The organism is Actinoplanes sp. NPDC026670 (assembly GCF_040638175.1).
Lineage (GTDB): Bacteria > Actinomycetota > Actinomycetes > Mycobacteriales > Micromonosporaceae > Actinoplanes.
This window is the reverse complement of record NZ_JBEZXU010000049.1, coordinates 25508-49377: the sequence shown is the minus strand read 5'-3', so window position 1 is coordinate 49377 and position 23870 is coordinate 25508. Positions and strand designations below refer to the sequence as shown.

Annotated in this window: 20 protein-coding genes and 1 riboswitch; of the genes, 17 read left to right on the top strand and 3 right to left on the bottom strand. The window is 70.7% G+C overall.

Going from position 1 to position 23870, the window contains the following annotated elements:
* Positions 1–1368: 1368 nt before the first annotated feature.
* The 3 genes from AB0E94_RS36305 to AB0E94_RS36295 all read right to left on the bottom strand — a co-directional run bounded on the left by AB0E94_RS36305 (position 1369) and on the right by AB0E94_RS36295 (position 4087).
* Positions 1369–2094, bottom strand: a complete 726-nt coding sequence (locus AB0E94_RS36305) for a VTT domain-containing protein (RefSeq protein ID WP_360335888.1) — start codon at positions 2092–2094, stop codon at positions 1369–1371.
* Between the two features lie 69 nt (positions 2095–2163).
* Positions 2164–2877: a glutamine amidotransferase gene (locus AB0E94_RS36300; RefSeq protein ID WP_360335886.1), complete on the bottom strand. Its 714-nt coding sequence runs from the start codon at positions 2875–2877 to the stop codon at positions 2164–2166.
* The gene (locus AB0E94_RS36295; RefSeq protein ID WP_360335935.1) at positions 2867–4087 is read right to left on the bottom strand and encodes a MurT ligase domain-containing protein; all 1221 of its coding nucleotides are present in this window, start codon (positions 4085–4087) and stop codon (positions 2867–2869) included. Before AB0E94_RS36295 ends, AB0E94_RS36300 begins: the two co-directional genes overlap by 11 nt.
* 386 nt (positions 4088–4473) lie before the next feature.
* A riboswitch (cyclic di-AMP (ydaO/yuaA leader) is annotated at positions 4474–4661 on the top strand.
* Positions 4662–4667: 6 nt separating this feature from the next.
* On the opposite strand from AB0E94_RS36295, the gene AB0E94_RS36290 reads away from it, so the two are divergent.
* The 17 genes from AB0E94_RS36290 to AB0E94_RS36210 all read left to right on the top strand — a co-directional run bounded on the left by AB0E94_RS36290 (position 4668) and on the right by AB0E94_RS36210 (position 23859).
* Complete coding sequence (locus AB0E94_RS36290) at positions 4668–5480, top strand: NlpC/P60 family protein (protein WP_360335884.1); 813 nt, start codon at positions 4668–4670, stop codon at positions 5478–5480.
* 542 nt (positions 5481–6022) lie between these two features.
* Positions 6023–6454 carry a division/cell wall cluster transcriptional repressor MraZ gene (gene mraZ / locus AB0E94_RS36285; RefSeq protein ID WP_360335882.1) on the top strand — a complete coding sequence of 144 codons (432 nt, stop codon included), beginning with the start codon at positions 6023–6025 and terminating at the stop codon, positions 6452–6454.
* A 228-nt stretch (positions 6455–6682) separates the two neighbouring features.
* Positions 6683–7774 (top strand): 16S rRNA (cytosine(1402)-N(4))-methyltransferase RsmH, encoded by a 1092-nt coding sequence (rsmH, locus tag AB0E94_RS36280; protein WP_360335933.1) that lies wholly within the window; start codon positions 6683–6685, stop codon positions 7772–7774.
* On the top strand, positions 7771–8436 hold the full coding sequence (locus tag AB0E94_RS36275) for a hypothetical protein (RefSeq protein WP_360335880.1): 666 nt from the start codon (positions 7771–7773) through the stop codon (positions 8434–8436). Before rsmH ends, AB0E94_RS36275 begins: the two co-directional genes overlap by 4 nt.
* Positions 8437–8442: 6 nt before the next feature.
* Positions 8443–10686: a penicillin-binding transpeptidase domain-containing protein gene (locus AB0E94_RS36270; protein WP_360335877.1), complete on the top strand. Its 2244-nt coding sequence runs from the start codon at positions 8443–8445 to the stop codon at positions 10684–10686.
* A 56-nt stretch (positions 10687–10742) separates the two neighbouring features.
* Positions 10743–12248 carry a UDP-N-acetylmuramoyl-L-alanyl-D-glutamate--2,6-diaminopimelate ligase gene (locus AB0E94_RS36265; RefSeq protein WP_360335875.1) on the top strand — a complete coding sequence of 502 codons (1506 nt, stop codon included), beginning with the start codon at positions 10743–10745 and terminating at the stop codon, positions 12246–12248.
* Positions 12245–13627: a UDP-N-acetylmuramoyl-tripeptide--D-alanyl-D-alanine ligase gene (murF, locus tag AB0E94_RS36260; RefSeq protein WP_360335873.1), complete on the top strand. Its 1383-nt coding sequence runs from the start codon at positions 12245–12247 to the stop codon at positions 13625–13627. Before AB0E94_RS36265 ends, murF begins: the two co-directional genes overlap by 4 nt.
* Positions 13624–14742 (top strand): phospho-N-acetylmuramoyl-pentapeptide-transferase, encoded by a 1119-nt coding sequence (gene mraY / locus AB0E94_RS36255; protein WP_317787633.1) that lies wholly within the window; start codon positions 13624–13626, stop codon positions 14740–14742. Before murF ends, mraY begins: the two co-directional genes overlap by 4 nt.
* 119 nt (positions 14743–14861) lie before the next feature.
* Positions 14862–15482 (top strand): hypothetical protein, encoded by a 621-nt coding sequence (locus AB0E94_RS36250; protein WP_360335870.1) that lies wholly within the window; start codon positions 14862–14864, stop codon positions 15480–15482.
* A gap of 100 nt (positions 15483–15582) precedes the next feature.
* Positions 15583–17013, top strand: coding sequence for a putative peptidoglycan glycosyltransferase FtsW (locus AB0E94_RS36245; RefSeq protein WP_360335868.1), 1431 nt, complete (start codon positions 15583–15585; stop codon positions 17011–17013).
* Positions 17013–18116: an undecaprenyldiphospho-muramoylpentapeptide beta-N-acetylglucosaminyltransferase gene (gene murG / locus AB0E94_RS36240; protein ID WP_360335866.1), complete on the top strand. Its 1104-nt coding sequence runs from the start codon at positions 17013–17015 to the stop codon at positions 18114–18116. Before AB0E94_RS36245 ends, murG begins: the two co-directional genes overlap by 1 nt.
* Before the next feature lie 64 nt (positions 18117–18180).
* Positions 18181–19584: a UDP-N-acetylmuramate--L-alanine ligase gene (murC, locus tag AB0E94_RS36235; protein ID WP_360335931.1), complete on the top strand. Its 1404-nt coding sequence runs from the start codon at positions 18181–18183 to the stop codon at positions 19582–19584.
* Positions 19585–19589: 5 nt separating this feature from the next.
* Complete coding sequence (locus AB0E94_RS36230) at positions 19590–20360, top strand: FtsQ-type POTRA domain-containing protein (RefSeq protein WP_360335864.1); 771 nt, start codon at positions 19590–19592, stop codon at positions 20358–20360.
* Between the two features lie 294 nt (positions 20361–20654).
* On the top strand, positions 20655–21776 hold the full coding sequence (gene ftsZ, locus AB0E94_RS36225) for a cell division protein FtsZ (RefSeq protein ID WP_317787628.1): 1122 nt from the start codon (positions 20655–20657) through the stop codon (positions 21774–21776).
* 36 nt (positions 21777–21812) lie between these two features.
* Positions 21813–22520, top strand: coding sequence for a YggS family pyridoxal phosphate-dependent enzyme (locus AB0E94_RS36220; protein WP_360335862.1), 708 nt, complete (start codon positions 21813–21815; stop codon positions 22518–22520).
* 207 nt (positions 22521–22727) lie between these two features.
* Positions 22728–23462, top strand: coding sequence for a cell division protein SepF (gene sepF, locus AB0E94_RS36215; protein WP_360335860.1), 735 nt, complete (start codon positions 22728–22730; stop codon positions 23460–23462).
* An 88-nt stretch (positions 23463–23550) separates the two neighbouring features.
* Positions 23551–23859 carry a YggT family protein gene (locus AB0E94_RS36210; protein WP_360335858.1) on the top strand — a complete coding sequence of 103 codons (309 nt, stop codon included), beginning with the start codon at positions 23551–23553 and terminating at the stop codon, positions 23857–23859.
* The last annotated feature ends 11 nt before the right edge of the window (positions 23860–23870 follow it).

Genomic DNA, 23870 nt, shown 5'->3' with positions numbered 1-23870 from the left:
CGGACCGCAAGCTCGAACGCTCTCTGGTTTCCGGCCGGCGTCTCGTCCGTCCCACGCGCGTCCAGGTTTCCGGCCCGCGTCTCGCCACCCCGCGCTCGCGCGCGTCCAGGTTCCGGCCCGCGTCTCGCCACCCCGCGCCCGCGCGCGTCTGGGAGACCCTCGCGGTGGCTCCAGCCCCCCTTACGAACAGGCGCTAGGTCGCAAGATCGCGGCCGGCTGGCCCGGACCGCAAGCTCGAACGCTCTCTGGTTTCCGGCCGGCGTCTCGTCCGTCCCACGCGCGTCCAGGTTTCCGGCCCGCGTCTCGCCACCCCGCGCCAACGCGCGTCCAGGTTCCGGCCCGCGTCTCGCCACCCCGCGCCCGCGCGCGTCTGGGAGACCCTCGCGGTGGGGCCTGCCGGCGTGGGCACGGCCAGGACCGCGAGCCGTCGCTGAACACCGGAATGCGCCCGGCATTACCTGGCTGAGCGACGGCTGACGGCATCGGAGCGCGTCGAGCCGGAGCCCGCCGGTTGATCTTGTGAAGTTCGGCGGGACTCGAGGTTCGCCATGTGGGGATCGTTTGCGTCGATCGCGCCGGCCTTGTGGACGCCGCCGCCCACGGCGACAGTGCACCGGGTGTCCGCCGGGATGGACGGTGGGAAGGAGCAACGACGGACCGTGCCCTCCGCTTCAAGGGGCTGTTCGTTGCGGTCGCCGGAGTCCGGCCCGGCCTGGTCGCCGGCGTGCGACGGCCAGCGCACACAATGCGGCAACGTGCGACTTCATCCTCGCCGGAGCGATGGCAGGCGCACACGGACGGCACAGCGTGTGCGCCTGTCCCCGTCGGAGCGAAGTAGGCGCACACGATCGGCGAACGTGTGGGCTGGCCGTCGCTGCGGCCCGGCGAACGTGTGGGCTGGCCGTCGCTGCGGCCCGGCGAATGTGTGCGCCGGACATCGCTGCGGCCGGCGGACCCGCTTTCGGCATCGCCTCTGGACGGCCGCCCAAGGTCATCAGGCCTCACGGTGATCTTGCGGAGGTCGCTGAGGATGATGCTGACCAGGACGAATGCAAGACTCACTTCAGCTGTGACCCTGACCTGCAATGTCGATGCGCAAAATGGCGAAACTCGAGGGCGGGACAGGTGTGCCCGAACTCAACAAGACCCCGCTGGCAGTGCGTGGGCAGCCGGCCCGGCGGTCGCGTTTCGGTCCTGCGCCGGGACTGCGTAGCGCGGACCGTCCAGAGCGGGATCGTTGCGGTTGTGGGCAGCGTGGCCGTACCGCAAACGGGTTTGACGCCACGAACGGCGCAGGAGGCGGCCGACGGCGCGGGAGTGAATCGGGGAAGCCGCCGTCAAGGGTCGCAGCGGCCGGCCGAGGCGGCGTCAGGCGGGGGTGGCTTCGCGGCGGGCGGTGTGGCGCCAGCGGAGGATGATCGCGGTGGAGAGGATGAAGCTGAACGCCGCGGGGGCGAGGGTCAGCAGGTTCATGTCGCCGGGGGCAGCCACCGCGGCGCCGATGATGGCGTAGGTGACCGTGGACGGGATGGCGGCGATCGTGGTGCCGAGCAGGTAGCGCTTGCGGCAGACGCTGGTGGCGCCGTAGGCGTAGCCGACCAGGCCGAACGGGGCCAGCGGGAGGAAACGGACCAGCAGGACGGCGGCCAGGCCGCGGCGGTTGAGCCAGCCGTCCAGTCGGGCCAGGCGGCTGCCGGCGCGGGCCTGTAGCGCGCCCCGCCCGGCCCAGCGGCCCGCGTAGTAGGTCGCGACGGCGGCGATCACCGCGGCGGCCAGCGCGGCCGCGCCGCCGGTCACCGCGCCCAGGAGGGCGCCGCAGGTCATCGTGATGAGGGTACGCGGGACCAGCACCGACAACAGCATGCCGCCGAGAACCGCGACCGCCACGACAGCGCTCGGGCCCATCGCCGACAGGGTCTCGGCGATCTCCCGCAGCGGAAGCAGCGCCGAGACGCCGGCCAGGGCGCCCACCCCGGCGGCGAGCAGGGCGAACCGGGTGAAACGACGCTTCCACCCGGTGGTGGGGCCGGCGTGCTCAACTGCCTGAGGGTCCGCGGTGTCGGTGCCCCGCGGGGCGATCAGGTTGTCGGTCATGCAGGCCTACCGCCCCAACTGTCGTCGGTTATGGACAAGGTCTATGAAGAAAGGTCTATGAAGAAGAGGTCATGCCGGGCTCGGTGCGGCGAGCCGTTCGGACCGGAGCCGGTCGGCCCAGGTGTCGTCAAGAGGCGCAAGCCTATCCGCGCCGGTCGCCCATCGCAGTAGCAGATCGGCTATCGCTGGGTTGCGGGCGAGCGCCGGGCCGTGCGAGTAGGTGCCGAGGATCTTGCCGGCCCAGGCGCCCTCGGTCTGGCCGTCGTTGCCGATGCCGGCGGTCACCCGGGCCAGTGGCGCCGCGTGGGCGCCCAGATGCGTACGCCCACCGTGGTTCTCGAAGCCGGTCAGCGCGGGCAGCCCGAGCCGTGGGTCGATCTCGCCGCGCAGCTCACCGACGGCCCGGGTCTCGCCCCGGTCGGAGCTGATGTCCAGCAGCCCCAGCCCGGCGCACTTGGCCCCCTTGGCGAAGAACGAGTGACCGAGCAGTTGGTAACCGGCGCAGATGGAGAGGACCGCGGCGCCCTGGGAGACGGCCTGGTGGAGGCCGCCGTCGGCGAGGAGGCGCTGCGCGGCGAGGGCCTGCGGGCCGTCCTCGCCGCCGCCGATCAGGTAGATGTCGGCGGTGTGCGGCATCCGCTGGTCGGAGCGGACCTCGTAGGTCTCGGCCGGGATGCCGCGGTCGGCGGCCCGGCGGGCGAGGATCAGCATGTTGCCGCGGTCGCCGTAGGTCGAGAGCAGATCAGGGTAGATCCACACGATCCGCAGGGCCTCAGTTGACACGGTCCAACTCCGCTCGGATGTCCTGGAACGCCGTGTAGTTGGCGATCACCTCGAGGCGGCCGGGCGGCACCGACCGCAGCGCCTCGTCGAAAGTCTGTACGTGCCTGAACTGCACCTGGTTCACCTGGAGGCGGACGGCCAGGTCATAGGCCCGGTCGCCGGTGATCAGCACCGGACGGTCCCGCAACGGCGAGAAATCGACGTCGTAGAGCCACGACGTGTCGAGCCCGTCGGGGTCACGCGCGTTGATCGAGAGCAGTGTCGGCGCCTGGTCGGCCATGTCGAAGGCCTCCAGCCAGCTCGCCGGGTTCTTCGCGAGCAGCAGCCGGATGTTGCGGCCGTCCCGGTCGACCTGGGCGTAGCGGCCGGCGATCGACGCGACCCGGGACAGCCGGGGGAGCGCCTCGATCGGCCGGACCCCGAACTCGGCGGCCACGGCCAGCGCGGTGGCCGCGTTGCCGATGTTGACCTTGCCGGGGAGCTGGAGCTTGACCAGGTGCCAGTCACCGCGGGGGTCGATCACGCCCTCGTCCTCGACGACCCACTGTGGGCGCGGGCGGCGCAGCGGGCAGCCGGTGCACCACCAGTCGCCCTGCTGGCGCTCGATCGGGTGGCCGCTCTGCGGGCAGACGAACGAGTCGTCGAGCCAGCGCTGGCCGGCGCTGAACCAGGTGATCTGCGGGCTGCCGGAGGCCGCCCAGACCACCATCGGGTCATCGGAGTTGGCGACCACCCGGATGTCGGGGTGGTCGGCGAGGGCCTTCTTCCACAGCTCGGCCATCATCGCGACCTCTTTGGCCCGGTCGAGCTGGTCGCGGGAGAGGTTGAGCAGCGCCACCACCTTGGGCCGGGTCTGGTCGATGACCTGCGCCAGGTAGTGCTCGTCGACCTCGAGGACCGCGAACGGGGTGTGCCCCTCCTTGGCCAGCGCGGAGGTGTGACCGGTCGGCATGTTGGCGCCGAACGAGTTGGTGGCGACCCGGCCGAGGACGCCGACGGCGGCCGCGGTGAGGCGGGTCGTGGTGGTCTTGCCGTTGGTCCCGGAGACCAGCGCGACGGCGCGGCCGGCCGCGAGGTGGGCCAGCAGGTCGGGGTCGATCTTGAGGCCGATCCAGCCGCCGATCACCGAACCGTCGCCGCGGCCCGCGGCCCTGGAGAGCGCCGCCGCGGTCTTCGACACTGAGGTCGCGACCTTGGCGATGAGAGGCATTCCGTCCGTCACGCCAGCGAGGGTACCGGACTCGAACGTTACGACGCGTTGCCAGACCGTCAAGATCACGGTGTGGCCGGTGTCTTCCCCGGTCCGGGCTTTTCGGACGTCTACCCCGTTGGTGACGGGACTATTTATGTGTTCTGTTTCACCCGTAACCTTCAACCGTGTGTAGCTGTGTCGCTACTTTGCGTGGGCGCATATGTCACGCGGCGGTAACAAAGTGGACACCGACAAGTGTGCCAATCACGGAGGGTGATCACTCCTGCGCCGACGATCATGGGAGGACTCGGGTACCAAGGATCAGCCGGACGCATTCCGCTCGCCGGCCGCACCGGATCGGTTCACGCCGAGCCCTGCCCCGGGCCGGACCGGTGCGACACCGCAGTTGAGTCACACCAGACAAGGCATTCGGGGGCAGGGACGGGGGACCCATGACCGGTCCTTCCCGCGCCACACGGCTCCATCCGTGGCGCACCGGGAGGACCTTGGGGTGAAGCCGCCCACCCGCGGCCGGGCACACCTTCCCGCCCGAACCCGACAGCTAACCTCGCAGGCGTGCCGGAGGGATCTCTCTACCGTGCACGAACACAGTTCGAGCCGGCGCCGCCGCGCGTCCATCGGCACCGGAACCGTCGCACTGTCCCTGGGTCTCTGCCTCTGTGCCGGGCAGCTGATCGCCGCGTCCCCCGCGGCGGCCGCCACGACCCCCGCCGCCACCCAGGTCGCCGCCTCGGCGGTCGTCCCGAAGGTCACCCCTTCGATCTGGGCCAGCAGCGCCCGGAGTCTCAAGTGGGGCTCCACCCTCAAGGTCACCGCCAAGGTGATCGACCCCACCACCCATCAGGTCGCCAAGGGCACCGTGCGCCTCCAGGGCTACAGCAACGGCGCCTGGCGTACCTGGGACACCGAGACCGTCAAGAACGGCGTGGTGACACTCACCGCCAAGCCGACGAAGACGGCCTGGGTCCGGACCGTCTTCACCGGCACCGGCTACAACCAGCGGGGCACCGGCAGCTTCAAGGTGACGGTCAAGGCCAGCGGCGCGAAGGTGCTGGCCGAGGCCAAGGCGCACAAGGGCGCGCTGTACAAGTACGGCGCCTCCGGTCCCAAGCGTTTCGACTGCTCGGGCTTCACCAAGTACGTCTACAAGAAGGCGGCCGGCAAGAGCCTGCCGCACAAGGCGAACTCGCAGCAGAAGTACGGCACCGCGGTCGCCAAGAGCAAGAAGCAGATCGGTGACCTGATCATCTTCCGGAACGGGTCGTACGGGTACCACGCCGGCATCTACGCGGGCAACGGTTACGTCTACGACTCGCCCCACACCGGAGCCCGGGTCGGCAAGCACAAGATCTGGAACAGCAACTACGTCGTGCGCCGCCTGGTCGCCTGACGCAGAGCCGCGCAGCGACGCTGGACGGTTGCGGGCGGTGAGCCGCGCAGCGACGCTAGTCAGTTGCGGGCGGTGAGCCGCGCAGCGACGCTAGTTAGTAAGGAATAGCAGTGACGCCCGTGGGGCGTGACCCGGATCAGGGGTCACGCCCCACGGGCGTCTCCTGTGTCCGGGCGATGTGGACCCCGCGCATCCCTCCACTTTCCTCCCCGGTTGATCCCGGTGGAGTGAGCCCGGCCACGAAATCGGGCGCCGGCCGGCATTTCGACGGGTGTTTTTCGCCCCGAAGGCCTCGATGTCGGAAACAAGACCCTGTTGATCATGGTCACCCCCTCCACTTCGCCCCACCACCTGTGAACTGGGATTACGTCCGTGAGAACGGCTCGTGAGGGTTTGCTTTTGGGTTGCAGGTGGAGGGAAGTGGAGTAGAGTGGGGCGCAGTGGCAGGGCGGAGGAGCGACGCCGGACCTGCCGGCCCGAGTTGACAGGTGATCCGCTCCCTCCGCGATGGAGTGGCCGCCACGGCAAAGGGGTGGGGGCCGATGTTTCTCGGCACACACACCCCGCGCCTGGACGAGAAGGGCCGGCTGATCCTCCCGGCGAAGTTCCGTGATGAGCTGGCGGGAGGTGTCGTGATCACGAAGGGGCAGGAGCGCTGTCTTTACGTGTTCCCGATGCCGGAGTTCCAGCGCATCGCCAGCCAGCTGCGTGAGGCGCCGGTGACGAACAAGGCGGCCCGGGCGTACAGCCGGGTCTTCTTCGCGAGCGCCCACGACGAGGTTCCCGACAAGCAGGGCCGGGTGACGATTCCGGCCCATTTGCGGGAGTATGCCAGTCTTGGTCGGGATCTCGTGGTGATCGGTGCGAGCACCCGGGTCGAGGTCTGGGACAAGCAGGCCTGGGATGACTACCTCTCGGCGAGCGAGGAAGAGTTCGCCGACATCGAGGAGGGGGTGCTGCCCGGCGGACTGTAGGCGTGGCACTCGGACGGCCGGCTGGTTCGGCCCGGACGCCACTGCCGCCGTAACGCGAGATCTCCAGCCGCTCCCGCTCCTGGCGCCTCTTCCCCGGCGCCAGGCGCGTGTCCGGGCCGGTTCGCCGGCAACGGACATGAGAGCGGATGGGGATCTGGCGGTACGGACGGGCGACCGGGCCGGGCAGCAACTGGCAACTGAATGAGTGAGACGCGAGCGGGCACGGCAATGGGGGTCGACATGGGGGAGCCGCGGGGCACGCATGTGCCGGTGCTGCTCGAGCGCTGCCTCGAGTTGCTGGATCCCGCCCTCACGTTGCCGGGCGCCGTCCACGTCGACTTCACGCTGGGTCTGGGCGGGCACGCCGAGGCGGTCCTCGAGCGGTATCCGGATGTGGTCCTGATCGGACTCGACCGGGACACCGAGGCTCTGTCGCACGCCCGGCACCGGCTGATCCGTTTCGGCGATCGCACGCACCTGGTCCACGCCGTCTACGACGAGCTGCCGCGGGTTCTCGGCGAGCTGGGGATCCCGGCGATCCACAGTGGGCTCTTCGACCTCGGGGTCTCGTCGTTGCAGCTGGACGAGGCGGATCGCGGGTTCGCGTATGCGCAGGACGCGCCTCTGGACATGCGGATGGACCAGTCCCGCGGGATCACCGCGGAGGAGGTCGTCAACACGTACGAGCCGGGTGATCTGGTGCGAATTCTGCGGCAGTACGCCGAGGAGAAGTTCGCGCCGCGGATCGTCTCGTCGATCGTGCGGGAGCGGGCGAAGGGGCGGATCACCTCCACGGCCCGGCTGGCCGAGCTGGTGAAGGAGGCCATCCCGGCCGCCGCGCGGCGAACGGGTGGAAATCCCGCAAAAAGGACATTCCAGGCACTACGCATTGAGGTGAACAGGGAGCTGGAGGCGCTCGAAGGAGCGGTTCCGGCGGCTTTGGACGCGTTGGCGCCTAAGGGGCGCCTTGTGGTGATGAGTTATCAATCACTGGAGGACAGGATCGTCAAGCGCGAGCTCGCCGCGAGGTCGCGCAGCACCGGGCCGGTCGACCTTCCGGTCGAGCTTCCCGGTACCGGTCCGAGCCTGCGGCTGCTGACCCGGGGGTCGGAGCTGCCCAGTGAGGCGGAGGTGGCGGCGAACCCGAGGGCAGCCTCGGTGAAGCTGCGCGCGGTGGAACGGATCGACGAGCAGGAGCAGGCGAGCAAGTTTGAGAAGGCGTTCGGCGCCGGCCGCGAGCGGCCCCGAATGTCTACAACGCGTGGGGGACGAGGGCGGATACGCCCGGGGGCGAATGTAGAGGGGGAGGGACGAGCATGAGCGAGCGATCCGAAGCGCCGCGGTCGGGGGGCCGATCGGCGCAGCCGCGCACCACGCGCCGGAGCAGCCGCGATGCCGAGACCACGAGGACTGGCGCGCGGGGGGCGCGCCGGACCGAACCGGCCGACACGCGCCGGTCAGGGATCCGGAGCCGGGGGGCTCAGGATCCGGCCGCGACGAAGGATCCGGTCGCGCCGATCGACGGCGCCACCGCGCTGTCGATCGAGGTGACCGGCGACCCGGCGCCGCTCCCGGGCCGGATGCGGCTCTGGGTGGCGCCGCCGCTGCCGGTCCGGGCGCCGCGCGCCGCCTTCGCCACGGCGGTCATCGCCGTGGTGCTGGTCGGTGTGGTCGGCATCCTGCTGGTCAACACGGCGACCGTGGAGCAGTCGTTCCGCCTGGACGCCCTGCGCAACGAGAAGACCGCGCTCGACCAGCGGCAGCACGACCTGGAACGGCAGATCGTCGACGCGTCCGGGCCGGGCAAGCTGCACGCCGCCGCGCGCCGTCTGGGCCTGGTCCGCGCCGCCGAGCCGGCGGTCATCTGGCTGCCCAACGGCGAGATCGTCGGGATGCCGGTGCCCGGCAAGGGCCCGACCGCGCCGACCACCGACGACGGCCTGCGTGAGTCCGCCGCGCCGTCCGCCGCGGCCGAGCGGTAGGCCGGCATGTCGCCGCGAGCCGACGACGAGACACCGCGCCGGGGCACTTCACCCCGGCGCGGTTCGTCGCGTGACCTGCCGGGTGAGGAGCCGGAGGAGACTCCGCGCGACAACCGGCGTGGCCGGTCCAGCATCGGGGAGGCGCGCGCCTACACCCCGCGCGGGCGGACCGTGGCCGAGCGCGGCCGGCTGCCCCGGGACGGCGGACGCAACGCCGACCCGTTCCGGCCGGCGCTCCAGGTGCTCGACGGCGGCGAGAGCGGGCAGCGCTCCCGCTCCCGTGGCCGGGTCGCCGAGCCGCAGCCCAAGCCCCGGGAGGAGCCCAAGCCCCGTAAGCCCAGGGAGGAGCCCAAGCCCCGTAAGCCCAGGGAGGAGCCCAAGCCCCGGGAGCAGGCGCCCAAGGCCAGGACCAGGACGCGGGAGCCGGAGCGGCCCCGGGAAAGAGAGCGCCGCCGCCCCGAGACCAGGCCCCGGCGGCCGGTCCCGGCAGAGCCGCCCAAGCTCGCCAACAGCACCCGGCGGCTGCGGCTGGGCACCGTCCTGGCGCTCTCCCTGTTCGTCACCATCGGCGTACGGCTGGTGGTGCTCCAGGTCGCGACCTCCCCCGAGGAGGCCGCCAGCCTGCTGGAGCTGCGCGAGAACCGGCTGAGCAGCGTCACGCTCCCGGCCCCGCGGGGCAGCATCCTGGACCGCAACGGCAACGTCCTGGCGCACAGCGTCGAGGCGCGGTACGTCTACGCCGACCCGGAGAACGAGGGCCTGCAGGAGGACGTCGCCGGCACCGCCGCGAAACTGGCGCCGCTGCTGGGCGTACCCCAGTCCGAGCTGTTCGAGAAGATGCAGCGCAAGCAGGTCCTCGGTCAGTGGACGAAGTTCCGCTACCTGGACCGTGGTGTCGACCTGTCGATCGCCGACCGGATCGACGCCCTGAACCTGGACGGCATCTACACGCACTCCGACGAGCGGCGTGACGTGCCGGGCGGCGACCTCGCGTCGAACCTGATCGGGTTCACCGGCGAGGAGGGGCGCGGCCTGGAGGGCCTGGAGGCGCGCTACGACGACCTGCTGCACGGCACCGACGGCAAACGGGTTTTCGAGGTCGGCACGGGCAAGCTGAACAAGCCGATCCCGGGCGGGTTCCAGCAGGACGTCGAGGCCCGGCCGGGCAACTCGCTCCAGCTCACCATCGACCAGGACCTCCAGTTCCAGGTGCAGCGGATCCTGGACGCGGCGGGCAAGAAGAAGAACGCGCGGGTCGGCGGCGCGGTGGTGCTCGACGCCCGTACCGGCGAGGTGCTGGCCCAGGCCAGCTATCCGTTCTACAACGCGGCGAAGCCGAACGCGGTGGACCCGATCGAGCGGATCGACATGCCGAGCAGCGTCGTCACCGACCCGGGGTCGAGCCACAAGGCGTTCATCTTCGGCGCGGCCCTCCAGGAGGGCCTGGTCCAGCCGGACGAGCTGATCACGATCAGCCCGGCGATCAAGAAGGGTGACACCCCCTTCAGGGACACTCACCCGCAGGACAAGGGCACCCGGATGACCCTGCCGGGGTTGCTCGCCTTCTCCTCGAACGTGGGAACCATCCTGCTCGCCGACCGGCTCGGCCCGGACAAGGTCTACGAGTACCAGCAGAAGTTCGGCCTGGGCAAGTCGACCGGCGAAGGCATGCCGGCCGAGGCCGAGGGCGACCTGCTGGAGGTGGCCGACTGGAGCGGCTCGTCGTACGGCTCGGTGCCGATCGGGCACAGCGTGTCGGCCACGCTGATCCAGATGGCGGCCGGGTACGGCGCGATCGCCAACGACGGCGTCTACATCCAGCCGCACCTGATCAAGGGCACCATCTCCGGGGAGGACGGCGCCGAGACCCCGGCCGCCGCCCCGTCCACGCACCGGGTGCTGGACACCGAGGTGGCCCAGGAGCTGCGCCTGATGATGGAGGCGGTGACCACCGTCGAGCACGCCACCGGTCTCGCGGCGCAGGTGCCCGGTTACCGGGTGGCGGGCAAGACCGGCACCGGCAAGCTACTCGTCAACGGGCAGTACACCAGCAACAACGCCAGCTCGTTCGTCGGCATGGCCCCGGCCGAGAACCCGCGGTACGTGATCGCGGTGTCGATGGACGTCAGCAGCGGCGGTGGCGGTGACGTGGCGGCCCCGGCGTTCAGCGAGATGATGTCGTACGTCCTGCAGCAGAACCACGTGCCGCCGTCCGGCAGCAAGGCTCCCGATTTCAAGATCAAGGAATGACGCGGGTCGCATGGCGTTGACGACGAGCCGTCGGAGACGGGGTAGGGTCTGACGCCGTGTCCGGCATTCCACGTCCCGAGACCGTGGAGCCGTGCCTGCTGGCGCGGCTCGCGGATCTGTTACCGGCCGATCTGACCGGCGGTGACGTCCCGGTCACCGGCATCACACACAGTAGCCGGGAGGTGCGCCCCGGTGATCTCTACGCGGCGCTGCCCGGCGCCAACCGGCACGGCGCCGAGTTCGTGGCGGACGCCGCGCGCTCCGGCGCGGTGGCCGTCCTGACCGACCCGGCGGGCCGCGAGGCGGCGGTCGCCGCGGGCCTCCCGGTGCTGGTCGTCGACGACCCGCGGGCGGTGCTCGGCGCGGCCTCGGCAGCGATCTACCGGGAGCCGTCGCGACGGCTCACCATGATCGGCATCACCGGGACGGCCGGCAAGACCTCCACGTCCTACCTGGTCGAGGCGGGTCTGCGGGCCGCCGGCAAGGTGACCGGGCTGGTCGGCACGGTGGAGACCCGGCTCGGCGACCTGGTGGTCAAGAGCGTGCGGACCACCCCGGAGGCCACCGATCTCCAGGCGATCCTGGCCACCGGCGTCGAGCGCGGCGTCGAGGCGGTGGTCATGGAGGTCTCCAGCCACGCGCTGGTGATGGGCCGGGCCGGTGGCATCCGGTTCGCGGCCGGCGGTTACACCAACTTCGGCCAGGACCACCTCGACTTCCACCCGACCTCGGAGGACTACTTCGAGGCCAAGGCCCGGCTCTTCGACGGCCGGTCGGCGGCCGAAGTGCTCAACCTCGACGACCCGGCGCTGCGCCCGCTGTTCAAGCCGTCGACGATCACCTACTCGGCGGCCGGCGACCAGGCGGCGACCTGGTGGGCCTCCGACGTGCGCCCGTCCGATTTCGGTCAGCTCTTCACCGCGCACGGCCCGGACGGCCGGACCGTGCGGACCGGCGTGACCCTGCCCGGCCTGCACAACGTCTCGAACGCCCTGCTGGCGCTCGCCCTGCTGGTCGCGGTGGGCGTGGACGCCCAGGTCGCGGGCGACGGCATCGCCGCCTGCCGCGGCGTCCCGGGCCGTCTGGAGCTGGTCGAGGCGCCCGGCGAGATCCTCGGCGTGGTCGATTACGCCCACAAACCCAACGCGATCGTCGCGGCGCTCACCGCGCTGCGCGGGCTCGCCACCGCGCGCGGCGGGCGGCTGATCTGCGTGATCGGCGCCGGCGGCGACCGGGACCAGGGCAAACGGCCGCTGATGGGCGCGGCCGCCGCGGAGGGGTCCGACTTGGTGATCATCACCGATGACAACCCCAGGACCGAAGACCCGGCATTTGTACGGTCAGCCGTGCGCTCTGGCGCGGAGGACGCGTCCACGCCCGCCAAAATCATCGAAGTCGCAGGACGGCGCTCAGCCATCGCCGAGGCGGTGCGCCTGGCCTCCGCCGGTGACGTGATCGCGGTGCTGGGCAAGGGCAACGAACTCGGCCAGGAGGTGAACGGCGAGGTGCTGCCGTTCGACGACCGTATCGAGCTGGCCACCGCTCTGGAGGCGCGCGCATGATCGACCTGACCCTGGCGGAGATCGCCGAGATCACCGGTGGCCGGGTCGTCGGCGATCCGTCGGTGCTCGTCACCGGCGACGTCGAGTACGACTCCCGCAAGATCGGCCCGGGCGGCCTGTTCCTGGCGTTCGCCGGGGAGAAGGTCGACGGCCACGACTTCGCGGCGGCCGCCGTCGAGCGGGGCGCCGCCGCGGTGCTCGGCTCCCGGGACACCGGCGTGCCGGGTGTCGTCGTCGAGGACCCGCTGGCCGCGGTGGCCGCCCTGGCCCGGGCCGTGGTCGCCCGGCTGCACGACCTCACCGTGATCGGGCTGACCGGCTCGTCCGGCAAGACCACCACCAAGGACTACATCGGGCAGCTGCTGTCCCGGCTCGGTCCCACGGTGGCGCTGCCCGGCTCGCTCAACAACGAGCTGGGGTTCCCGTACACCGTGTTGCGGGCCTCCGAGAAGACCCGCTTCCTGGTGCTGGAGATGGGCGCGCGCGGCGTCGGGCACATCAGGTACCTGACCGACATCGCCCGCCCGTCGATCGGCGTGGTGCTGAACATCGGCGCCGCCCACATCGGCGAGTTCGGCTCCAAGGAGGGCACCGCGCTGGCCAAGGGCGAGCTGGTCGAGGCGCTGCCGTCGACCGGTGTGGCGGTCCTCAACGCCGACGACCCGCTGGTGGCCGGGATGGCGCCGCGCACCTCGGCCCGGGTGGTCCTGGTCGGGTCGACCGGATCACTGACCGCTTCCGGCGTCACGCTCGACGCGGGCGGGCGGGCGGCGTACACCATCTCGGACGGAGTCCGGACCGGGACCGTCCAGCTGACCACCGCGGGTGAGCACCAGGTCGCCAACACCCTGGCCGCCGGCGCGGTGGCGCTGGCCGCCGGGATGGCGTTCGACGACCTGGTCGCCGCGCTGAGCGAGGTCGGCATCGCCTCCGAGCGCCGGATGGACGTCTACACCCGGCCGGACGGCGTCACCATCGTCGACGACTCGTACAACGCCAACCCGTCGTCGACCTCGGCCGCTCTGCGGGCGCTGGCCGCGATGGGTGGCGGCAAGCGCACCACCGCCGTCCTCGGTTTCATGGCCGAGCTCGGCGAGCACGAGGTGTCCGGTCACGCCGAGGTCGGCCGGCTCGCCGCCGAACTGGGTGTGGACCGGCTGATCGCGGTGACCGGCAACGCGGGTCCGATCCTGGACGGCGCGGCCGGAGTGGCCGGCTGGCGGGGCACGGGGCTCCTCGCCGGCGACCAGGCCGCCGCGATCGAGATCCTGCGCCACGACCTGCGCGCCGACGATGTCGTGCTGGTCAAGGGTTCCCGGTACCGGACATGGGACGTCGCCGACTGGCTGCGGCGTCCCGAGGAGGTTCAGCCCACGTGAGGGCAGTCATCGTCGCGGCCGCGGTCGCCTTTCTCATCTCGCTCTTCGGTACGCCCCTCGCGATCCGGGTCTTCTCGGCGCTCAAGGCCGGCCAGCCGATCCGGACCATCGGACCGCAGACCCACCTGGGCAAGCGCGGCACCCCGACGATGGGCGGTGTGGCGTTCATCATCGCCACGGTCTTCGCCTACGCGGCCGGGCACCTGGCGCTGACCACCCTGCCGGACCGGCAGATCGCCCAGGAGAAGCCGACCATGACCGCCCTGGTCCTGCTCGGCATCTTCGTGTTCTGTGGCGCGGTCGGCTTCATGGACGACTTCCTGAAGGTGCGCAAGAAGAACTCGGACGGTCTGAGCGCCAAGGGCAAGCTGCTCGGCCAGCTGCTGATCGGCACCGTGTTCGGCATCGCCGCGCTCTACTTCCCGAGCACCAACGGCCAGACCGTGGCGAGCGAGAAGATCTCCTTCATCCGGGACGTGAGCTGGCTGGACGTCGGCAAGGTCGGCTCGGTCATGGTGTTCGTCTTCGTGATCATGGCGATGTCGAACGGCGTGAACCTCACCGACGGCCTGGACGGTCTCGCCACCGGCGCGTCGATCCTGGTCCTCGGCGCGTACTCGCTGATCGGCTTCTGGCAGTACCGGCACTGGTGCGGTGACAACGCCTACGTCGGTGAGGCCGGTTCGCTCACCGCGCAGCACTGTTATCAGGTCCGGGACCCACTCGAGATCGCGATGATCGCGGCCGCCGCGGCTGCCGCCTGTGTCGGCTTCCTGTGGTGGAACACCAACCCGGCCCGGATCTTCATGGGTGACACCGGCGCGCTGGCGCTGGGCGGCCTGATCGGCGGTCTGGCCGTGGCCACCCGCACCACGCTGCTGTCGGTCATCATCGGCGGCCTGTTCGTGATCATCACGATGTCCGTGGTCATCCAGATCATCTCGTTCAAGACCACCGGCAAGCGGGTGTTCCGGATGTCGCCGCTCCAGCACCACTTCGAGCTGGCCGGCTGGAGCGAGGTCAACATCGTGGTCAGGTTCTGGATCATCGCGGGCATCTGCGCCGCGATCGGTCTCGGATTGTTCTACAGCGAGCACCTGGCGGTCATGGGCTAGCCCGGATGGCCCCGATGGGCCAGATTGCCCGCTGCCAGCTCGGCGGAGATCAGATCATTCCTAGGCTCGGATGCGCTGACTACTCAGCGTATTCCGATCCATACGGAAGGTCATTCCTGATGATCTCTAAAATCCTGTTCGCGTCGGCCGGCGCCATGGCGGTGGCGCTGTCCGGCGGCACCGCGGCGGCCGCCGCCGGCCCGGTCGTGCCGGCGCGTGTGGCGGACGACCCGGAGGTGGTCAAGGTCTGCATCGTGGCGAAGACCGGAGCCATGCGCTACATGCTGGCCAACACCACCACCTGCCGCCGCAACGAGGTCCTGCGCGAATGGAACGTCTACGGTCTCCGGGGCGAGACCGGGCCGGCCGGCCCCGCCGGAGCCGCAGGTCAGACCGGGCCGGCGGGCCCGGCCGGGCCCGCCGGCCCGACCGGAGCCGCCGGCCCCGTCGGCGCACAAGGCGCGATGGGCCTGACCGGGGCGGCGGGCGCAGCCGGGAACACGACACTGTCGACAGCGAGCGGCGTCGCAACGATGGGTTCCGCGAGCTTGAGTCTGGCCTGCCCGAACCTGTCCGACACCGCGATCTACGGATACTGGGACGCCGGTACCGGCGAGACCAGGACGCTGACCGCCAACGGGCAGGACCCCACCGATCCCCGGGTCTGGCTGTTCGGGTGGAACGGCGCCCTGACCGCCACCGGCGGGAGCATCTACGTCATCTGCCGGGTGGCGCCCTAGGCGACGTGTGCCGATCGGCGTGTCATATGCGACAAAGGCTGATGCGACACGCCATCGATGGTGTGCGCCGACAACGTGACCACCGGACGATGATTGGGGTATGGCGGACGACCGTTCTCAGCAGGCCCGCCCGTCACTGAGCCGGCAGCTCCTGCCCGCCGTGCACGGGCTGCTGGCCAGACCCCTGTCCTCGTACTATCTGCTGATCTCGAGCTGCGCCATGCTGCTGCTGATCGGCCTCACCATGGTCTTCTCGGCCACCAGCGTGAAGGCGTTCGCGGAGAAGGGCAACGCCTTCACCGAGATCAGCAGCCAGGCGGTCTACGCCCTGCTCGGCCTGGTCGCGTTCTGGATCTTCCAGCGGCTGCCCTCGGTCACGTTGCGGGTGCTCGGCCGGGGCCTGCTCGGCTTCTCCATCGCCCTGCTCACGCTCCTGGCCGCGATGAACGCGCTGGGCGCCGCCGACGTGCTGAGCCGGAACGCCGACGGCGACCCCGTGCTCGGCCCGCTGGTGGCCCACCTGAACTGGCTCATCCTCGGCTCGTTCAGCATGCAGCCGGGTGAGCTGGCGAAACTCGCCATGGTGCTGTGGGCCGCCGACGTGATCGCCCGCAAGGGCCCGGACCTGGGCCACTGGCGGGAACTGGCGATGCCGCTGTTCCCGGTGATCGGCCTGCTCTTCGTCCTGGTCGGCTACAACGACCTGGGCACCATGCTGGTGCTGCTGGCGCTGATCGTCGGCCTGCTCTGGGCGGCCGGGGTCCGGCTGCGGGTGTTCGGCGCGCTGGGGGTGCTGGGCCTGGCCGGTGTCGGCCTGCTGATCGCGGCCGCGTCCCGGGGCGCCGGCTCCGGCACCGCCGGCGAGGAGAACTACCGGTTGCGGCGGCTGACCTCGTTCCTGGAGCCGCTGGCCGACTGCGACACCACCACCGAGGCCGGGCGGTCCTGCTATCAGCTGGCGCAGGGGCGTTCGGCGATCTTCGAGGGCGGCTGGTTCGGCGTCGGCCTGGGCAAGAGCGCCCTCAAGTGGGGCTGGGTGCCGGAGGCGGGCAACGACTTCATCTTCGCGATCGTCGCCGAGGAGCTCGGCGTGGTCGGCTGTTTCGTGGTGCTGGCGCTGCTGTCGGTGCTGGCCTACACCGGGTTCCGGATCGCCCGCCGGGTCGGCGACCCGTTCCGTCGTCTCGCGGCCACCGCCATCACCACCTGGCTGGTCGCCCAGGCCGTGATCAACATGGGTGGCGTGGTCGGGCTGCTGCCGATCACCGGCCTCCCGCTCCCGTTCATCTCCGCCGGTGGCACCGCGCTCGTGGTGACCATGGCGGCGATCGGCATACTGGCGTCGTTCGCGCGGGCCGAGCCGGATGCGGCGCGAGCGCTGAACGCCCGTCCGACGCCTCGGTGGGTACGGCTACTCTGGGCCCCGCTGCCGCCGCTCCCCCCGCCGCGGCGGCCGGGACCACAGCGTCAGCCTGCCCAGAAGACGGGCGGTTCAGCGTCCAGCGAGGCGGGGGGCGTGAGGAGACGGTGATGGGTGTCCTGCGGTCGGTCGTGCTCGCCGGAGGAGGCACCGGCGGCCACATCTATCCGCTGCTGGCCTTCGCCGACGCCTTACGCCGCCACTTCCCGGAGATCCGGATCACCACCCTGGGCAGCCCCAAGGGCATGGAGAACCAGCTGATCCCGGCGGCCGGCTACGACCTGCGCAGCATCCCGGCGTTCCAGCTGCCCCGCTCGCTCAACCTGGACCTGTTGCGCACCCCGGACCGGATGTACAAGTCGGCCGCCGCCGCCGGCGAGGTCATCGACGAGGTGCAGGCCGAGGTGGTCGTCGGGTTCGGCGGCTACGTGTCGGTCCCGGCCTATCTGGCGGCGTGGCGGCGGGAGCTGCCGATCGTCATCCACGAGGTGAACGTGCCGCCGGGCGTGGCCAACCGGATGGGCATGAAATTCACCAAGCGTGTCGCCGTCGGGTTCCCGCACCAGCTGGAGCAGGCCGAGGCGCTGCGCAACGCCCGGCTGGTCGGCGTGCCGCTGCGGACCGGGATCACCCACATGGACCGGCCGGCGCTGCGCCCGCAGGCGCTCTACCATTTCGGGCTGCGGCCGGACCTGCCGGTGCTGTTCGTCTCCGGCGGCTCGTCCGGCGCCCGCACCATCAACCTGGCGGTGGCCGCCGCGGCCAAGCGGCTCGCGCACGCCGGCATCCAGGTGCTGCATGTGCAGGGCGGGCGCAACGACCCGTTCGAGGTGCCGAAGGACCTGCCGGTGCCGTATGTCGTCGTGCCCTACCTGTCGGACATGCAGCTCGGCTACGCTGCCGCCGACCTGATGCTGTGCCGGGGCGGCGCGATCACGGTGGCCGAGACGACCGCGCTCGGCATGCCGGCGATCTATGTGCCCTACCCGTTCAGCAACCAGGAGCAGCGCCGCAACGCGCTGCCCGTGGTGGAGTCCGGTGGCGGCATGCTCGTCGACAACAGCGAGCTGACACCGGAGTGGATCGAGAGCAACATCATCCCGCTGGCCCGCGACCGGCAGCGGCTGGCCGCGATGGGCACAGCCGCGGCCCGGTACGGCCGCCGCGACGGTGACGAGCAACTGCTGCGCTTCGTTCTCGAAGCCGTGAGCTGACTGAGCTGATGAGGACTGAGGGAGTGACACTGTGAACACGGCGGAGCTGACGCCGGCCGGCGAGATGACCGCCGAGGACCTGGGCAGCGTGCACCTGATCGGGATCGGCGGGGTCGGCATGGCCGGCCTGGCCCGGCTCCTGCTGACCCGTGGCGTGCCGGTCTCCGGCAGCGAGCTGCGGGAGTGGCCGGCCCTGGCCGCGCTGCGCGCGCTCGGCGGCACGGTGCACATGGCCCACGAGCCGTCCAACCTCGACGGCGTGGACACGGTCGTCTACTCGACCGCGATCCCGCAGGACCATGTGGAGATGGTGGAGGCGCGCCGCCGCGGGCTGCGGGTGCTGCACCGCTCGGAGGCCCTGGCCGCGGCGATGACCGACCGGCAGACCATCGCGGTGGCCGGCACCCACGGCAAGACCACCACCACGTCGATCATGACGGTGATCCTCCAGCACGCCGGGCAGGACCCGTCCTTCGTGATCGGCGGCGAGATGTCGGCCGCCGGGTCGAACGGCCACCACGGCACCGGCCCGCACTTCGTGGCCGAGGCGGACGAGCACGACCGGACCTTCCTGATCTACCGGCCGCACGTCGCGATCATCACCAACATCGAGGGCGACCACCTCAACAACTGGGGCGACCTGGAGACGTTGAAGGCGGGCTTCCTGGAGTTCGGCGGGCTCGCCGACGGGTTCGTGGTGACCTGCGCCGACGGTCCGGGCACCGACGAGCTGATCGCGGGGCTCAAGGCGCAGGGCAAGACCGTCTACACGTACGGCGAGTCGGCCGGCGCGGACCTGCGGATCTTCGACGTCACGTCCTCGGTCAGCGGCGTGCGCTACCAGGCGGAGCTGGACGGGCAGCCGCTCGGCGAGTTCAAGCTGGCCCTGCCCGGCACGCACATGGGCCTGAACAGCGCGGCGACCGTGCTGACCGCGCTCAAGCTGGGCATCGAGCTCACCAAGGTGACCGAGGCCCTGGAGTCGTTCCCGGGGGTCCGCCGCCGGTTCGAGCGCAAGGGCATCGCGGCCGGTGTCCGGGTGTACGACGAGTACGCGTACCACCCGACCTCGGTGAAGGCGGCGCTGCGCACGCTGCGCGAGGTGGCCGGCGACGGCCGGCTGCTGGTGGTCTTCCAGCCGTACCGGGTGTACCGCACCCGGGACCTGGAGGCCGAGCTCGCCGACGGTCTCGCGGTCGCCGACGAGGTGATCTGCATGGAGGTCTTCGGGCCGGGCGAGACCCGTGGCCCGGGGGAGGGCGGCCGGGCGCTGACCGCGGCGATCGATCTGCCCGACGACCGCAAGGTGTTCGTCCCGGACTGGGAGGACGTGCCGGCCGAGGTGGTGCGGCGCAGCCGTCCCGGTGACGTGGTGGTGACGATGGGCGCGCCGCCGATCTCGCTGATGGGCGACGAGCTGCTGGCCGCGCTCACCGAGGCGGACCGCCACCCGGACCTGGCCGGGTAACGACGATGGCCGGCGGGGGCTCGCGCAACTGGCGGCTGGTCCGGGCCGACACGGACGCGGTGCCGCCGTCGGCCCGGCGCTTCATGGCGCGGGCCCGGCAGCGGCGGCTGCGGGCGGCGATGCCCTGGCTGATCGGCGCCGGCGCGCTGCTGGCCGTCGGCGGGCTGGTCTGGCTGGTCTACGGCACCGCGGTGTTCGGGGTGCGTGACGTCCGGGTGGTCGGCGCGCAGATCCTCACCCCGGAGCAGGTGCGGGCGGCCGCCGCGGTGGAGGCGGAGCTGCCGCTGGCCCGGGTCGACCTGGACGAGGTCCAGGACCGGGTCCGGAAACTGCCGCCGGTGGACCGGGTCCTGGTGAGCCGCAGCTGGCCGTCGACGGTGGTGGTCGAGGTGGTGGAGCGGGTGCCGGTGGCGGCGGTGCCGGCCCGGGACGATCAGTTCGTGCTGATCGACGACGAGGGTGTGCCGTTCCAGGCGGTGACCGAGGTGCCGAGAGGGCTGCCGCTGGCCCGGCTGAGCACGCCCGGGGCGGGTGACGAGAACACCGGTTCGGCGCTCACCGTTCTGGCCGCGCTCAGTGACGAGCTGCGCGAGCAGCTGGTGGCGATCGCCGTGCCGTCGCCGGTGAAGATCAGCCTGGAGCTGCGCAACGGCCGGGTGGTCATCTGGGGTGACGACACCAAGAGCGAGCGCAAGAGCACTGTCGCCACGGTGCTGCTGAAGCAGAAGGGCGACGAGATCGATGTGAGCGCCGTGAAAGTGGTGACCATACGATAACCATCCGGTTATTCGGACAAAGCGTGATGAACGCAATAAAAGGTTCAAGGTTACGGGTGAGTCGGATACTCACCTCCTAAGCGCACGCGACACGCCGCCCGGGGTCTTTGGATGCGGCGGCATGTCCGCATACGTTGCGTCGAGAGGTTCGAGTGGTTGACATAACTCTGAACCTCTAGTAGAGGGTGAGGGTTTCCTCGCCTTCCTTTGTACGGCAGCGGATGTCGAAGTGCGGTTCCCTGGACCGCAGGGGCCGTCGACGTCCGCCAACCCCGGAAGGGATGGCTGAGCCCGATGACACCTCCGCACAACTATCTTGCGGTCATCAAGGTCGTCGGCATCGGCGGTGGCGGCGTGAACGCTGTCAACCGCATGATCGAAGTTGGGCTCAAGGGTGTGGAGTTCATCGCGATCAACACCGATGCCCAGGCGCTGTTGATGAGCGACGCCGACGTCAAACTGGACGTCGGCCGGGAGCTGACGCGTGGCCTCGGGGCCGGCGCGCAGCCCGAGGTCGGCAAGAACGCCGCCGAGGACCACCGCGACGAGATCGAAGAGGTGCTCAAGGGCGCCGACATGGTCTTCGTGACGTGCGGCGAGGGCGGTGGCACCGGCACCGGTGGCGCGCCCGTGGTCGCCAACATCGCCCGCAAGCTGGGCGCCCTCACGATCGGTGTGGTCACCCGCCCGTTCAACTTCGAGGGCAAGCGCCGCCAGGTGCAGGCCGAGGCCGGCATCGACGAGCTGCGCAACCAGTGCGACACGCTGATCGTGATCCCGAACGACCGGCTGCTCGCCCTCGGCGACCGCGGCATCAGCATGATGGACGCGTTCCGGCAGGCCGACCAGGTGCTGCTCTCCGGCGTGCAGGGCATCACCGACCTGATCACCACGCCCGGTCTGATCAACCTGGACTTCGCCGACGTCAAGAGCGTCATGAGCAACGCCGGCAGCGCCCTGATGGGCATCGGCAGCGCGCGTGGCGACAACCGCGCGGTCGAGGCCGCCGAGAAGGCGATCTCCAGCCCGCTGCTGGAGCAGAGCATGGACGGCGCCCGCGGCGTGCTGCTCTCCATCGCCGGCGGCTCGGACCTGGGCCTGTTCGAGATCAACGACGCGGCGCAGCTGGTGACCGACGCGGCCCACCCGGACGCGAACATCATCTTCGGCGCGGTCATCGACGACGCCCTCGGCGACGAGGTGCGGGTCACCGTGATCGCGGCCGGTTTCGACGCGGGCGCGCCCGCCTACAAGCCGTCCGAGCCGGCCCGCAAGGTGCCCGCCCCGTCGACCGGGAGCTCGCTGCCCCCGGTTCCGCCGCCGGTCACCCCGCCGCCCAGCACCCCGTCGCCGCGGACCAGCCGGGTACTCTTCGATGACGTGGACGTCCCGGACTTCCTCAAGAACGGCTCCTGAGCGCAGCTCTCCCGTACCCCTCAAGAAGGTTGAGTTTTGACCGACTCCGGACGGCGCGCTGAGCTCGCCGCCAATCTCGAACGGGTGCGGGAGCGCATCGCGCAGGCCTGCGCGGCGGCCGGAAGGCCGCCGGACGCGGTCACTCTGACCGCGGTGACCAAGACCTACCCGGCGAGCGACGTCCTGTTGCTCGCCGGGCTCGGTGTCACCGACGTGGCCGAGAACCGCGATCAGGAGGCTTCGATCAAGGCCGAGGCGGTACGCGCGGGGGGCGCGTGGCCGCGCTGGCACTTCGTCGGCCAGCTGCAACGTAACAAGGTCAAGTCGGTTCTGGACTATGCCGATGTGGTCGAGTCGGTCGACTCGGTGCGTCTGGCCGAGGCGCTGGGCCGGGCCGCCGCCGGCCGCGCCGAACCGCTCGAGGTGCTGATCCAGATCAGTCTGGACGGTGATCCGGCACGCGGGGGCGTGTTCGGAGATGATCTCTGGCGGGTATCCGACGCGGTGACCTCATCGGAGGGTCTGCGGCTGGGCGGCCTGATGGCGGTGGCGCCGCTGGGCGAGGAACCCGGCGCGGCCTTCGCCAGGCTGGCCATAATCGCAGGTCAGATGGCCTCTCGGCAGCCCGGCGCGACGACCGTCTCGGCGGGCATGAGCGGCGATCTGGAGGCCGCCGTCCGGTATGGGGCGACACACGTACGGATCGGTACTTCTTTACTCGGGATGCGAAACTCGCTGCGGTAGCCTTGCGGCGGGCAGCAAACTACACAGGTGTTGTTCAACGCGACGAACCGCCACGGGTCTCGCATTGGACGGCGCGGCGTCGTAACGGGTCGGGGTCCGATCAGGACCCGTTCCGACTCGTAAGGGGGGACGCGGCACGCCGAGGGGGCGCGGGCCGCAACAGCGGACGGAGGGTGGGGGCATGGACTCTCGGCAGGGAGAGGTGGCATGAGCGGAGGCGCGTTTCGCAAGGCGGGCGTCTGGCTCGGCCTCGTCGAGGAGGACGACGAGCGTGGGTACGACGACCGCGGCTACCGGGAGAGCTCCTACCGCTCGCGCGACCGTGACCGGGATCGCGACCGTGACCGCTACTCCAGCGACAGGTATTCGTCGGACGACGAGTTCGCCGACGACGACGAGGACGAGCGTTCCGTCCCCCGGGCACGCTCCGAGCGCCGTGAGCGCGAGCGGCTCTCCACCGCTCGGCAGGACCGTGACCACGACCGGGATCGTGACCGGGAGGAGAGCGAGCGCCTCGATCGGGCGAGCGTCCGCTCCATCACCCGGCCGGCGCCGGCTCCGGAGCAGTCCGCGCCGCTGACCTACTCCACCCGGGAGAACCTGGCGCTCAAGCCGCAGCCGGTCCCGCAGCCGGTGCACCAGCGGGCGGTCGAGGAGGAGCAGCGCTACCAGATCACCACGCTGCACCCGACCACGTACCGGGAGGCGCGCACGATCGGCGAGCATTTCCGTGACGGGGTGCCGGTGATCATCAACCTCACCGAGATGGACGAGTCGGATGCCCGGCGCCTGGTCGACTTCGCTGCCGGGCTCGCTTTCGGCCTGCGCGGTACGATCGAGCGCGTCACCAACCGGGTCTTCCTGCTGTCTCCCGCGAATGTCCAGGTCACCGCGGAGGACAAGGCCAAGATCGCAGAGGGCGGCTTCTTCGCCCAGGGCTGATCAGCTCTGGGCGGCCGCCCGCCGATCGTGACCCGGCGAGTGACGCCTGACCCGGCTTTGATTGACCCGAACGAGGGATCCACCTGACGTGCTGTCGATCGTGCTCCAGATCCTCTACATATTGCTGTACCTCTTCATGATGGTGCTGCTGGCCAGGTTCGTGCTGAGCGCCGTGCTCCAGTACGGTCGCCGCTGGCAGCCCAGCCGGGGTGCGTCGGCGGCCCTCGAAGCCGTGTGGAGCGTCACGGATCCACCCCTCAGGGCGTTGAGGCGTGTGATCCCACCGCTGCGCATTGGTAACGTGAGTTTGGACCTGGCTTCCATCGTGCTGCTGGTTATCCTGTTCGTGCTCATGAACGTGGTACTCGCAAGATTGATCGCTTCGCAATACAGCTAGACAGCAGCCCC

Excerpts from the sequence above, each read along its gene's own strand:
- AB0E94_RS36305 (WP_360335888.1), bottom strand. The coding sequence starts at position 2,094 with ATGACCGACAACCTGATCGCCCCGCGGGGCACCGACACCGCGGACCCT.
- AB0E94_RS36245 (WP_360335868.1), top strand. The coding sequence starts at position 15,583 with ATGGCGGACGACCGTTCTCAGCAGGCCCGCCCGTCACTGAGCCGGCAG.
- AB0E94_RS36230 (WP_360335864.1), top strand. The coding sequence starts at position 19,590 with ATGGCCGGCGGGGGCTCGCGCAACTGGCGGCTGGTCCGGGCCGACACG.
- mraZ (WP_360335882.1), top strand. The coding sequence starts at position 6,023 with ATGTTTCTCGGCACACACACCCCGCGCCTGGACGAGAAGGGCCGGCTG.
- murC (WP_360335931.1), top strand. The coding sequence starts at position 18,181 with ATGACCGCCGAGGACCTGGGCAGCGTGCACCTGATCGGGATCGGCGGG.
- ftsZ (WP_317787628.1), top strand. The coding sequence starts at position 20,655 with ATGACACCTCCGCACAACTATCTTGCGGTCATCAAGGTCGTCGGCATC.
- murG (WP_360335866.1), top strand. The coding sequence starts at position 17,013 with ATGGGTGTCCTGCGGTCGGTCGTGCTCGCCGGAGGAGGCACCGGCGGC.
- rsmH (WP_360335933.1), top strand. The coding sequence starts at position 6,683 with ATGGGGGTCGACATGGGGGAGCCGCGGGGCACGCATGTGCCGGTGCTG.
- AB0E94_RS36270 (WP_360335877.1), top strand. The coding sequence starts at position 8,443 with ATGTCGCCGCGAGCCGACGACGAGACACCGCGCCGGGGCACTTCACCC.
- AB0E94_RS36250 (WP_360335870.1), top strand. The coding sequence starts at position 14,862 with ATGATCTCTAAAATCCTGTTCGCGTCGGCCGGCGCCATGGCGGTGGCG.
- sepF (WP_360335860.1), top strand. The coding sequence starts at position 22,728 with ATGAGCGGAGGCGCGTTTCGCAAGGCGGGCGTCTGGCTCGGCCTCGTC.
- AB0E94_RS36275 (WP_360335880.1), top strand. The coding sequence starts at position 7,771 with ATGAGCGAGCGATCCGAAGCGCCGCGGTCGGGGGGCCGATCGGCGCAG.
- murF (WP_360335873.1), top strand. The coding sequence starts at position 12,245 with ATGATCGACCTGACCCTGGCGGAGATCGCCGAGATCACCGGTGGCCGG.
- AB0E94_RS36295 (WP_360335935.1), bottom strand. The coding sequence starts at position 4,087 with ATGCCTCTCATCGCCAAGGTCGCGACCTCAGTGTCGAAGACCGCGGCG.